Annotated in this window: 9 protein-coding genes and 1 pseudogene; 3 read left to right on the top strand and 7 right to left on the bottom strand. The window is 63.7% G+C overall.

What is annotated here, in order from left to right; genetic code table 11:
* Positions 1 to 245: 245 nt before the first annotated feature.
* The 5 genes and pseudogenes from M2S36_RS21255 to M2S36_RS25170 form a co-directional block, all read right to left on the bottom strand.
* Positions 246 to 1,238 carry a lysylphosphatidylglycerol synthase transmembrane domain-containing protein gene (locus tag M2S36_RS21255; protein ID WP_207838239.1) on the bottom strand — a complete coding sequence of 331 codons (993 nt, stop codon included), beginning with the start codon at positions 1,236 to 1,238 and terminating at the stop codon, positions 246 to 248.
* On the bottom strand, positions 1,235 to 1,999 hold the full coding sequence (locus tag M2S36_RS21250) for a DUF2334 domain-containing protein (protein ID WP_333957796.1): 765 nt from the start codon (positions 1,997 to 1,999) through the stop codon (positions 1,235 to 1,237). The genes M2S36_RS21255 and M2S36_RS21250 overlap by 4 nt, the downstream gene beginning before the upstream one ends.
* Positions 1,992 to 3,113 carry a glycosyltransferase family 4 protein gene (locus M2S36_RS21245; protein ID WP_207838236.1) on the bottom strand — a complete coding sequence of 374 codons (1,122 nt, stop codon included), beginning with the start codon at positions 3,111 to 3,113 and terminating at the stop codon, positions 1,992 to 1,994. The genes M2S36_RS21250 and M2S36_RS21245 overlap by 8 nt, the downstream gene beginning before the upstream one ends.
* A 226-nt stretch (positions 3,114 to 3,339) precedes the next feature.
* Positions 3,340 to 4,104 carry a methyl-accepting chemotaxis protein gene (locus M2S36_RS25175; protein ID WP_370464237.1) on the bottom strand — a complete coding sequence of 255 codons (765 nt, stop codon included), beginning with the start codon at positions 4,102 to 4,104 and terminating at the stop codon, positions 3,340 to 3,342.
* Positions 4,105 to 4,197: 93 nt separating this feature from the next.
* Positions 4,198 to 5,214 (bottom strand): annotated as a pseudogene (locus M2S36_RS25170) (cache domain-containing protein); the annotation flags it as partial.
* Positions 5,215 to 5,383: 169 nt separating this feature from the next.
* Here M2S36_RS25170 and M2S36_RS21235 point away from each other — a divergent pair.
* Positions 5,384 to 6,859, top strand: a complete 1,476-nt coding sequence (locus tag M2S36_RS21235) for a helicase HerA-like domain-containing protein (protein ID WP_333957793.1) — start codon at positions 5,384 to 5,386, stop codon at positions 6,857 to 6,859.
* Positions 6,860 to 7,015: 156 nt separating this feature from the next.
* Here the strand turns inward: M2S36_RS21235 and M2S36_RS21230 are convergent, their stop codons facing one another.
* Entirely contained in the window at positions 7,016 to 8,488 is a 1,473-nt protein-coding gene (locus M2S36_RS21230) for an inorganic phosphate transporter (protein ID WP_085590382.1), read from the bottom strand.
* 312 nt (positions 8,489 to 8,800) lie between these two features.
* Positions 8,801 to 9,001: a hypothetical protein gene (locus M2S36_RS21225; protein WP_063913241.1), complete on the bottom strand. Its 201-nt coding sequence runs from the start codon at positions 8,999 to 9,001 to the stop codon at positions 8,801 to 8,803.
* Between the two features lie 488 nt (positions 9,002 to 9,489).
* Between M2S36_RS21225 and pcaR the strand changes: the two genes are divergently transcribed.
* Positions 9,490 to 10,380, top strand: a complete 891-nt coding sequence (pcaR, locus tag M2S36_RS21220) for a pca regulon transcriptional regulator PcaR (RefSeq protein WP_063913240.1) — start codon at positions 9,490 to 9,492, stop codon at positions 10,378 to 10,380.
* Positions 10,381 to 10,706: 326 nt separating this feature from the next.
* The gene (locus M2S36_RS21215; RefSeq protein WP_207836748.1) at positions 10,707 to 12,053 is read left to right on the top strand and encodes an MFS transporter; all 1,347 of its coding nucleotides are present in this window, start codon (positions 10,707 to 10,709) and stop codon (positions 12,051 to 12,053) included.
* The last annotated feature ends 26 nt before the right edge of the window (positions 12,054 to 12,079 follow it).

Here is a 12,079-nt window from a genome sequence, read left to right as displayed (position 1 = left end):
ACATCAGGGGCGCAGTTCAAAGTGAGGTGCGCCCCATTCCATGTGGGAGCGGCCTTGTGTCGCGAAAGGGGCGCAAGGCGTCCCCGGCAATCCTGAGGGATACGCAATGGCCAAGACCCGCAACAACCCCACCGCCTCACCCCCACCCACCCTCGGTGAAGGCTGCCTGGCGCGCTACGACCCTGAAGCACTGGCCGACACCGATGGCACCGATTTCCCCGGCGCTGCCGAACTTTGGCAGCAGCTCAACCCGCCTGACGCCGCCAGCGCTCCAGCAGCGGGCGCGCCAGCAGGCACACGAACACTGGCCCACCCGCCAGCAGATAAAAGTAGTAAGTGACCGCCCGCCATATCAGGATCGCCGCAGCCGCGGTCGAACTGCCCACCAGTGGCGTCAGCAGGCTGGCCGAAGTCAGCTCGGCGGCACCGGCACCGCCAGGCAGCAGGCTGAACTGGCCGGCACTGAGCGACAGCATCTGCACCAGGAAGCTGGGGATCCACGCCAGGTCTACCCCCAACCCTCTCAATACCAGGTACAACACGCTGTAGCGCAGGCCCCAGTGGGCGCAGGTCAGGGTGAACACCAGGGTCAGCGTGCGCTTGGGCAGGCGCCAGGTCTGCGCCAGTGCGTCGATGAAGCGCAGCAGTTTGCGCGCCCAGCGGCGCTTGCGCTGTCGGCTCATGCCCAGCCGGCGCAGCAATCTGCCGTTCACGCGCATCACCGTGCGCCGGTAGCGCAACAGGCCGATCACCCCGGCCAATGCCGTGCACAGCAGCAACGCGCTACCTAGTAACATGCTCTCCTGGCTGCGGCCCAGACTGTGGAACAGCGCATAGCCGGCAATCGCCAGCATCGCGCAGAAAAAGAACACCAGGTCGTTCAACTGGTCCATGGCAAACACCGCGCCGCTGCGCGCCGGGCCGATACGGTCGCGTGCCAGCAGGGCCATCAGGGTCAAGGGGCCACCGCTGCCACCGGGGGTGGTACAGATGGCGAACTCGGTGGCCATCACCACGCCCAGGCTACGCAGGCGCCCAAGCCTTGCCCCTTGCTGGCCAAGCAGCAGGCGCAGGCGAATGGCGTTGATGACCCAGCACAGCAGGATCATGCCCAGCAAGGTCAGCATCAGGCTGGGTGCGAAGCGCTGCAGCCTTGGCAGCAGCTCACTGCCACCGAGCAGGGCCGGCACCAGCACGGCGCCGAGCAGTGCCAGGGCCAGCCAGGCCAGACGGCTCATGCGCTGGCCTGGCGGTCGAGCCAGGTGGACTTGGTCAGGGGCTCGCGGCCCTGTGCCAGCAGGGTGCGCACGGTGTTCAGCCAATAGTCGCGCGATGCGCGATGGCGCATGTCCACCGGATGCAGGCCCAGGCGCAGGGTCTCGGCGTCGCGCCAGCGCCGGCATTGCCAGTCGCACAGCACCCGTGACAGGCCGCGACGCCAGGCGCTGCGGGCGCTCCAGACCAGCCCAGGAGCCTTGATCGCGGTAAAGTCTGGCAAGCGGTACAGGTGCTGTGGGGTGCTGGTGTAGCGCAGCGGCAGGCAGCGCAAGGCCTGGCGGGTGCCTTCGCTCATCAGCCAGGCGGGCGCGACGAAGCCGGCCACTGGCCAGCCCTGCTGGCCGAACAGGGCCAGGCCTTGCGCCAGGCGTTGCAGGGCCTGCTGCCGGTCGAGGGCGTAGAACTCACCTTCATGGGTATAGATGCGGCGCATGAAGTATTCGCCGGGCGTGCGCGGTGGCGGGCCGTTGTCGGCATGGTAGAAACCGTGCAGGGCGAGCTCGTCGCCACGGGCCAGGCGCCGTTCGAGCAAGCGACAGAAGGTGGGCGAGCGCTGCAGCGCGTTGCGGTGATGAAAGTCCGGCACTACCAGCCAGGTCATGGGGATGCCGCCGATGGCGTCGATGGCCTGGACGAAGGGTTGGTAGTCGGGCCAGGTCTCGGGTGCTACATCGTGCAGCACCAGCATCAGGCTGCGCGACGCTGGCAGTGGCTCAGCCATGGGCACGAACCTGCGGCTGGTGGCCGAGCACGGCCTGGTAGTGCTGCAGCAGGCCGGCGACCACGTTGTCCCAGGAATAGTGCTGCTCGGCATGGCGACGGGCCTGTGCCCCGAGTTTGCGCACGCCGGCCTCGAACGCCTCTTGTACGGCCGTCGCCATGGCCTGGCTATCGTTGGGGCGGCACAGGCGCCCGCACTGTTCGTTGACGATTTCGCCGAAGGCCCCGGCGCGCACGGCCACCACCGGTGTGGCGCTGGCCATTGCTTCGAGAATGACCAGGCCGAAGGTTTCCTGGTCGCCGGCGTGTACCAGCAGGTCGGCGCTGGCCATCAGCCGGGCGACTTCCGGCGCCGGGCAGAAGTGGTCGATCACACTGACGTTCTGGGGTACGTTGGCCGGCATGTTCGAGCCCACCAGCAACAGGTGGTAGGGGTGGCCCAGGTGCTGCATGCAGTCGAGCAGCACCGGCAGGTTCTTTTCCCGTGAGCCACGGCCGGCGTAGATCAGCAGGCGACTGGTGTCGGCAATGCCCAGTTCGGCACGCAGCTGCGGGTCGCGCCGGCTGGGGTGGAAGGTGGCCAGGTCCACGCCCAGGCGCTGCACATGCACATCGCGCACCCCGAGGCGGCGCAGCTTGTCGGCCATGACCTGGCTTGGGGCCAGGACCCGGTCGAAATTGCCGTACAGTTTGCTGACATAGGCTTCAACGTTAGGGGTGAACCAGTTGCCCATGCGGTTGCTGACCAGCAGCGGCAGATCGGAATGGTAGAAGCCGATCACCGGCACATCGAGCTTGCGTCGGGCCTCCAGCGCAGCCCAGGCGGTCAGGTAGGGGTCGCCGACTTCGATCAGGTCGGGTTTGAGCCTGCGCAGTACATTGCACCAGGGGGCCAGGCGCACCGGGAAGCGGTAGCCATTGCCGAACGGCAGCGGTGGTGCGGGTACCTGGTAGATACCATCGGCGTGTTGCGCGCTGGCACCGGGTATCAGCAAGCTGTGGCGCACGCCCTGGATGGCGTCGAGGCGGTGGTGTTTGGCATCAAGATAGGTACGTACGCCGCCGCTGGCGGGGGCGTAGAACATGGTGATGTCGGCGATGTGCACGATCAGCATCCCTCCGGGATCGTCTTCGGGTCCGTCATCCGGCGCTAGCGGGCCGGCGATGACGCGCCTAAAGGTTGACCTATCAGAAGGATAGTTTGTTCGATCGGGGTTGGGTGGGGCAGGGTAAGGCGGGGGAACGATGTGGGCTTCTTCGCGGGCTTGCCCGCTCCCACGGGAATTACACAGGCCTCAGGGGCTGTGCAGTTGCTGTGGAAGCGGGCGACGCGGTGTGTGATCAGATGCGGAAGCTGCCCACCAGATGCTTCAGGCGGCCGGCCTGCTGCTCCAGGTCGGAGCAGGCGCGCAGGGTGGCCTGCAGGTTTTCCACGCCTTCCTGGTTGAGCATGTTGATCTCGTTGATATCCATGTTGATCGCCTCGACCACGGCGGTCTGCTCTTCGGTGGCGGTGGCCACCGACTGGTTCATGCCGTCGATCTCGCCGATACGTACGGTAACGCTGTCCAGCCGCTCACCGGCCTGGTTGGCGATCTGCATGCTGTCCTGGCTGTGACGCTGGCTCTGGTCCATGGTTTCGACCGACTCGCGGGCGCCAACCTGCAGTTCTTCGATCATGGTCTGCACCTGCTGCGCTGACTCCTGGGTGCGGTGCGCCAGGTTGCGTACTTCATCGGCGACCACGGCAAAACCACGCCCGGCTTCACCGGCACGGGCCGCTTCGATGGCCGCGTTCAGCGCCAGCAGGTTGGTCTGCTGGGAAATGCTGGTGATCACTTCGAGGATCTGGCCGATGTTGACGGTCTTGCTGTTCAGCGTCTCGATGTGCGCGCTGGAGGTGACGATCAGGTCGGACAGGCGGTTCATCGCCGCAATGTTGCGCTCCACCACCTGTTGCCCTTCCTCGGCCAGCAACCGCGCCGAGCTGGCGTGCTGCGAAGCCTGGGCGGCGTTGCCGGCAATTTCCTGGGCGGCGGCGCCCAGTTCGTTGATGGCGGCGGCTACGCTGTTGGTGCGGTTGGACTGCTCGTCGGAGTTGGTCATCGACGAGTTCGAGGCACTGATGACCCGCAGGGCCACTTCGTTGACCTGTTCGGTGGCCGAGGACACTTCGCGGATCGAGTTGTGGATACGCTCGACGAAACGGTTGAAGGCGCTGCCCAGGATGCCGAATTCGTCGTGGTTGTGGATGCGCAGGCGCTTGGTCAGGTCGCCTTCACCTTCGGCGATGTCTTCCATGGCGCGGGTCATGGTGTGCAGCGGCTGCATCAGCACGCGGATCAGCAGGCCGAGCAGGCCGATGATGATCACCACCGCTACCAGCGTGGCGATCACCGCCGAGGTGCGGAAGGTGCTGAGCATCGAGAAGGCCTTGTCCTTGTCCACCGACAGGCCGATGTACCAGTTGGCCGACGGCAGGCCGCTGATCGGAGTGAAGGTCAGCAGGCGGGCCTGGCCTTCGCTCTGCACTTCGGTCAGCTCACCGGTCAGTTTCGGCGTGTGCTGCGGGAACAGGTCCGACAGCGACTTCATCACCAGGTCTTTGTCCGGGTGCACCAGGATCTTGCCCTGGTCGTTGACCAGGAAGGCGTAGCCCATGCCGCCGAAGTTCAGCGAGTTGATGATCTGCACCAGGCCGTCCAGGGCCAGGTCGCCACCGACCACACCGACACCACTGGACACTTTGTCGATGATGCCGATGACCATCTTGTTGGTGGCCATGTCGATGTACGGCTCGGTCAGGATCGCACCGGCGGCGTTCATGCCGTCCTTGTACCAGGGGCGGGTGCGTGGGTCGTAGCCGTCGGGCATCTTCGTGTCCGGGCGCACGCTGAAGCCGCCGTCGACCTTGCCCACGTATACCGTGAGAAAGCTTGAGATTAGTGCATTCTGGCCCAACAGGGTTTCGGCGTTTGTCGGGTTCTGGGCAATGTTCTGTGCCAGGTTTTCCACCAGCTTGATACGGCCTTCGAACAGGTTGCGAATGTTGGTTGAAGTGGAGGCGCCCATTTCAGCCAGATAGTTTTCCAGGTCCTCGCGGATCGCATTACGCTGGAGGTAATCGTTGTAGAGCGTGAACAGGCTGAAGGCGAGTATCACGATCAGTGATGCGGCCAAAAGAATCTTGTGGCTGAAACGAAGGCTTTTGTTCATGGCGTAATCGGTTCCGCTAAGGTTTTATATCAGGCGTTTGCACCCGTGGAGTCACAATGCAGTGCAACATCCCGAAAAGTCCCTTTTCGGTTGTCCCTCTCTATTAAGGCGAATATCACCCACAGGTATCGGCCGAATTAAGGCAAAGCTTGAGCAGAGGATTAAAGAGATGTCGGAATTTTCGACCATCGTTGTAGGCGCTGGCCCGGATGGCCAGCCAGTTGGGCAAGCGATGAGGCTGGCCAACCGCCATGGCCTGGTGGCGGGTGCGACGGGTACTGGCAAGACCGTCACCCTGCAGCATCTGGCGGAAGCGTTCAGTGATGCGGGGGTGGCCGTGTTCGCCGCCGATGTCAAAGGCGACCTGTGCGGCCTGGGCGCTGCTGGTGCGCCGCAGGGCAAGGTAGCCGAGCGTATCGCCGGCATGCCCTGGCTAGGGCACAGGCCGCAGGCTTACCCGGTGAGCCTGTGGGACATTGCGGGCCAGTCCGGCCACCCGCTGCGCACCACCCTCAGTGAAATGGGGCCGCTGCTGCTGGGCAACTTGCTGGAGCTGACCGACAGTCAACAGGCGGCGCTGTTTGCGGCGTTCAAGGTGGCCGACCGCGAAGGCCTGCTGCTGCTCGACCTCAAGGACCTCAAGGCGCTGCTCGCGCACCTGAAGGACAACCCGCAACTGCTGGGCGAAGACAGTGCGCTGATGACCACGGCCTCCACCCAGGCCCTGTTGCGCCGGCTGGCTACCCTGGAGCAGCAGGGCGCCGAGGCGCTGTTCGGTGAACCTGGCTTGCAGCTCGAGGACCTCTTGCGGCCAGACCCGGACGGCCGTGGGCGTATCCACCTGCTGGACGCGAGCCGGTTGGTGCACGAGGCGCCCAAGGTGTACGCGACCTTCCTGTTGTGGCTGCTGGCCGAGTTGTTCGAGCAGTTGCCCGAGCGCGGCGATGCCGACAAGCCGGTACTGGCGTTGTTCTTCGATGAAGCGCACTTGCTGTTCAACGATACGCCCAAGGCATTGCAGGATCGCCTGGAACAGGTGGTGCGGCTGATCCGCTCCAAGGGCGTGGGGGTGTACTTCGTCACCCAGTCGCCGGGGGACTTGCCGGATGCGGTGCTGGCCCAGTTGGGCTTGCGCATTCAGCATGGCTTGCGGGCATTTACCGCCAAAGAGCAGAAGTCGCTGCGGGCGGTGGCCGATGGCTTCCGCCCCAACCCGGCGTTCGACACCCTGGCGGTGCTGACCGAGCTGGGGATTGGCGAGGCGCTGGTGGGGACGCTGGAAGAGAAGGGCACGCCTGCGATGGTGCAACGGGTACTGATTGCACCACCGCAGACGCGTATCGGGCCGTTGAGCGGGGCTGAGCGCAGTGCGCTGATTGCCGCTTCGCCGCTGGCGGGGCGTTACGACAAGCCGGTGGATCGTGAGTCGGCCTATGAGATGCTGACCCAGCGCAAGGGCGAACCGGTGGAGCCGGCGCCGCAACCCAAGGCGGATGAGGAGAGCTTTGCCGACAAGGCCGGTGAGTTCTTGCAGAGTGCGGCGGGGCAGGCGATCAAGTCGGCGGTGCGCCAGGCGGCCAACCAGTTGGGGCGCCAGTTGGTGCGGGGCTTGATGGGGTCGTTGCTGGGGGGCAAGAAAAGGTAGGTTGCCTGTAGCGGCCTCTTCGCGGGTAAACCCGCTCCCACAGGTTCTCCACAGATATCAAGAGCTGTGCATGAGCTGTGGGAGCGGGTTTACCCGCGAAGGGGCCGCTACAGAAAAAAGGCGACCCGAAGGCCGCCTCTTTCAGAACCGTATCACTCAGCCAATGGCTTTGGACGCCAGCCAGAACAGGCCGGCCGCCAGGCCCATCGACGCAGGCAGGGTCAGTACCCAGGCCAGCAGGATGGTCTTCACGGTGCCGCCTTGCAGGCCGCTCTTGTTGGCAACCATGGTACCGGCCACGCCGGACGACAGCACGTGGGTGGTCGATACCGGCAGGGCGAAGATGTTGGCCATGCCGATGGCGCAAGCCGCGGTGATCTGCGCCGACATGCCCTGGGCATAGGTCATGCCCTGCTTGCCGATCTTCTCGCCAACGGTCAGTACCACGCGCTTCCAGCCGACCATGGTACCCAGGCCCAGGGCCAGGGCGACGGCCACGATCACCCAGAACGGGGCGTACTCGGTGGTGGCGGTCAGGTCTTTGCGCAGTTTTTCCAGGTCGGCCTTTTCACGGGCTTCCAGGCCCGGCAGCTTGCCGACCTTCTTCGCCGTGTCGTCCAGGCACAGCAGGTAGCGACGCACTTCGACACGCTTGTCGGCACTCAGGCTGTGGTAGTCGGTAACGCCTTGCAGCGAGGACTGCAGCGCGGCAATGGTCGGCTCGGTCTGCTGCGGGTTGCAGCTGAACTGCTCCGGCAGGTCGCTGGACTTGGCCTTGCCCAGTGCCAGGAACTCGCCCAGGGTGGCGGCGTTGCGCTGGTAGAACTGGCTCATGTGCAGGGTGGCGTCGCGGGTACGCTCGATCTGGTAGGTGGTGCTGTTCAGGTCGAGGACGAACTTGGCCGGGACGATACCGATCAGCACCAGCATGATCAGGCCGATGCCTTTCTGGCCGTCGTTGGAACCGTGCACGAAGCTCACGCCCATGGCCGAAACCACCAGTACCAGGCGGTTCCAGAACGGCGGGTGCTTCTTGTCGTCGAGCTTGCGGCGCTGCTCGGGGGTCTTGTGCATCTTCGACAGCGGGCGCCACCACTTCAGGCCGATCAGCACCAGTGCTGCAACGGCGAAGCCGGCCATGGGCGAGACCACCAGCGACATGGCGATGTCGATCGCCTTCTGCCAGTTGACACCGTCGCCCAGCGGGATGTCGTTGATCAGGGCATTGGCCAGGCCGACACCGAGGATGGAGCCGATCAGCGTGTGCGAGCTGGAGGCGGGGATACCGAAGTACCAGGTGCCCAGGTTCCAGGTGATGGCCGCAGCCAGCAGCGAGAAGACCATGGCCAGGCCGTGTCCGGTGTTCACATTGATCAGCAGCTCTACCGGCAGCAGGTGCACGATGGCATAGGCCACCCCGACACCGCCGAGCAGAACGCCAAGGAAGTTGAACACGCCGGAGAAGAACACGGCGAGGTGCGGCGGCATGGCTTTGGTATAGATGACGGTAGCTACCGCATTGGCGGTGTCATGAAAGCCATTGATGAACTCGAAGGCGAGTACGAAGGTCAAGGCGAGCAGCAGGCTCACCAACACCCAGGCATCCAGTCCGCTGAATAATTCGATCATGAAGGTTGTCTGGCGGTCTTAGGGGGGCGGGATTATGCCAGAAAACGTTGGCAATCGATGCATCTGCGACAGACCGACGGCAATCTTCCTGACGTGAGCACGATGTGCATGTCAGGGCGTGCAGGCAGGGAAATGTCTGCGAAAAATCGCGAAATCTGGCTAAAACCGGCAAAATGATGGAGAAAAAGCCGCTTCCCTACTATTCAAACGGTCGTATGAAATTTGTGTGATTCCATTTCATCTTCGGCCTGACAGTAAAGATCGACCGCGCCCGGCTGGCCGGGCGGCGACGCGCTGGCGTGGTCCCGTGAGTCAGGGATTGTCGCTGCGCAGTTCCTTTTCCATACGTTCCAGTTCCTGGCTGAAGGCCTGGTCGCGCACGCTGGCACGCTTGCGCCAAGGTTTGCGTTCCGGGTCCGGTTGTGCAGCGTAAGTGGTGACTTCACCACCGTAAACATCCTTGTAACGCTCCGCCTGGCGCTCGAGTTCCGCGCGCAGTTCATCTTTCGTCACAGTAGTACCTGAATCAAGTTCGATGAGTGTTGTTGTGCGTTGTACCGCGTGCACATGCCTTGCTGGCCGCAACGGCTTGATACAGCGGAAGGTTCCGTTACCACGGCATCGTCGAGGCCTGCGCAATCGATTATAGCAACCGATATTGCGTCGAACATCGTTGTTTACCCAACCCTTACATCACCTGACGCAAGTAACGGGATGCGTCCGACAACAGTTTGGGCCTTTCGTGCAAGTTTGAAAGGCAAGACGGACAAAAGTTCGCTGCAATGCAGTAGCGGGTCCGTTGACCGGGAGGGTAATGAAAAACGGCCTCGCCAAAAGGCGAGGCCGTTGCCTGGGGACTTCTACGGTGGGTACCTGACCAGTCTCTCCAAAGAAGCCACAAGTGGCAGGAGAAAGGTATAAGTAAAAGTGTCAGCGGTCAATTGCGATTATCGGCCGTTTGTTCGATAATCGCACGAGTGGGCGTTTTTTTGAGGTGTGCGATGAGTGACGAAACCCTGGTCAACGATTCCGTCAATCCAGAGTCGGCCAATCCAGAGCAGGCACGATCTGCCTCGGCAGCCCTGGCACCGCCGATCGTGGCTTCCCCGGCCAAACGCATCCAGGCCTTTACCGGCGACCCGGACTTCATGACCTCCCTGGCGCGTGGCCTGGCTGTGATCCAGGCCTTCCAGGAACGCAAGCGCCACCTGACCATCGCCCAGATCAGCCACCGCACCGAAATCCCCCGGGCGGCGGTGCGCCGTTGCCTGCACACGCTGATCAAGCTGGGTTACGCCACCACCGACGGGCGCACCTATTCGCTGTTGCCCAAAGTGCTGACGCTGGGGCATGCGTACCTGTCGTCGACGCCGCTGGCGATTTCTGCCCAGCCTTACCTGGACCGCATCAGCGATCAGCTGCACGAGGCGGCCAACATGGCCACGCTCGAAGGTGACGACATTCTTTATATAGCCCGTTCGGCCACGGTGGAGCGGCTGATCTCGGTCGACCTGTCGGTGGGCGGGCGCCTGCCGGCCTATTGCACATCGATGGGGCGCATTCTGTTGGCGGCCATGGATGACACCAGCCTGCGTGAATACCTGGAACGTGCCGACCTGAAGGCGCGAACCAGCCGTACCTTGCATGACCCCGAGTCGCTGTTCGCCTGTATCCAGCAGGTGCGTGCCCAGGGCTGGTGCGTGGTGGACCAGGAGCTGGAGCAGGGGCTGCGCTCGATTGCCGTGCCGGTGTATGACGCCTCGGGGCAGGTGTTGGCTGCGTTGAATGTGAGTACCCATGTCGGGCGGGTGACGCGCAGTGAGCTGGAGCAGCGGTTCCTGCCGATTTTGCTGGCGGCTAGCCGGGACCTTTGCCATCAGCTGTTTGGCTGAGCCTGCAGGGGGCCGCAAAGCGCCCCCTTTCAAATCTGGAACAGGCAAAACCGTTTCCTGTGCGATAAACGCACAGTGTCGTTCGCAGTCAATTGCGCCTCCACCGCCCGCTGATTAATGTCTCCGCAGTCGGCTATGCCGACCGAACAAGAAAAACATAAGAGGCACTTACCATGAATACTGTCCCCTCGCTGCCGCGGCCGCACCCGTGCGCAGTACCGTTGTATCCAGGCTGACGCCGGCTCCATTCCCCCCAAACCATTGTCCTCTGTACCGTTTGATCGTGTGCAGTGGCCTGGCTGTGCCCCTCATTCTGGATAACAATAATGAACCAAGCGCAAACCAACGTCGGCAAAAGCCTAGACGTCCAGTCGTTCATCAATCAGCAGCCGCTGTCCCGCTACCAGTGGCGGGTGGTGCTGTTGTGCTTCCTGATCGTCTTCCTCGATGGCCTGGACACCGCCGCCATGGGCTTCATCGCCCCGGCCCTGTCGCAGGAGTGGGGGATTGACCGCGCCAGCCTCGGCCCGGTCATGAGTGCTGCATTGATCGGCATGGTGTTCGGTGCCCTCGGCTCCGGCCCGTTGGCCGACCGCTTTGGCCGCAAGGGCGTGCTGGTGGGCGCGGTACTGGTGTTCGGCGGCTTCAGCCTGGCCTCGGCCTTCGCCACCAACGTCGACCAGTTGCTGGTATTGCGCTTCCTGACCGGCCTGGGCCTTGGCGCAGGCATGCCCAACGCCACCACGCTGTTGTCTGAATACACCCCCGAGCGCCTCAAGTCGCTGCTGGTGACCAGCATGTTCTGTGGCTTCAACCTGGGTATGGCCGGTGGTGGTTTCATTTCCGCCAAGATGATCCCTGCCTACGGTTGGCACAGCCTGCTGGTGATCGGTGGCGTGCTGCCGTTGCTGCTGGCGCTGGTGCTGATGGTGTGGTTGCCGGAGTCGGCGCGGTTCCTGGTGGTGCGCAACCGGGGCACCGACAAGGTGCGCAAGACCTTGTCGCCCATCGCGCCACAGGTGGTGGCCGAGGCGGGCAGCTTCAGCGTGCCGGAACAGAAGGCGGTGGCCGCGCGCAACGTGTTTGCGCTGATTTTCTCCGGCACCTACGGCATGGGCACCATGCTGCTGTGGTTGACCTACTTCATGGGCCTGGTGATCGTCTATCTGCTGACCAGCTGGCTGCCAACCTTGATGCGCGACAGCGGTGCGAGCATGGAGCAGGCTGCCTTCATCGGCGCACTGTTCCAGTTCGGTGGCGTGCTGAGTGCCGTCGGCGTGGGCTGGGCCATGGACCGCTTCAATCCGCACAAGGTGATCGGCATTTTCTACCTGCTGGCCGGGGTCTTCGCCTACGCCGTGGGGCAGAGCCTGGGCAATATCACCGTATTGGCCACGCTGGTGCTGGTTGCCGGCATGTGCGTGAACGGCGCCCAGTCGGCGATGCCGTCGCTGGCGGCGCGCTTCTATCCGACCCAGAGCCGCGCCACGGGCGTATCGTGGATGCTGGGTATTGGCCGCTTCGGGGCGATTCTCGGCGCCTGGAGTGGTGCGACGCTGCTGGGGCTGGGCTGGACCTTCGAACAGGTGCTCACGGCATTGCTGGTGCCGGCGGGGCTGGCGACCGTGGGTGTGATCGTGAAAGGGCTGGTGAGCCACGCTGACGCGACCTGACGCAATGGCCTCATCGCCGGCAAGCC

The sequence above is a fragment of the Pseudomonas sp. SF2 genome (assembly GCF_036858055.1).
Classification (GTDB): domain Bacteria; phylum Pseudomonadota; class Gammaproteobacteria; order Pseudomonadales; family Pseudomonadaceae; genus Aquipseudomonas.
Note: the sequence above shows the minus strand (reverse complement) of the source record. Positions and strands in the feature narration are given on the sequence as shown.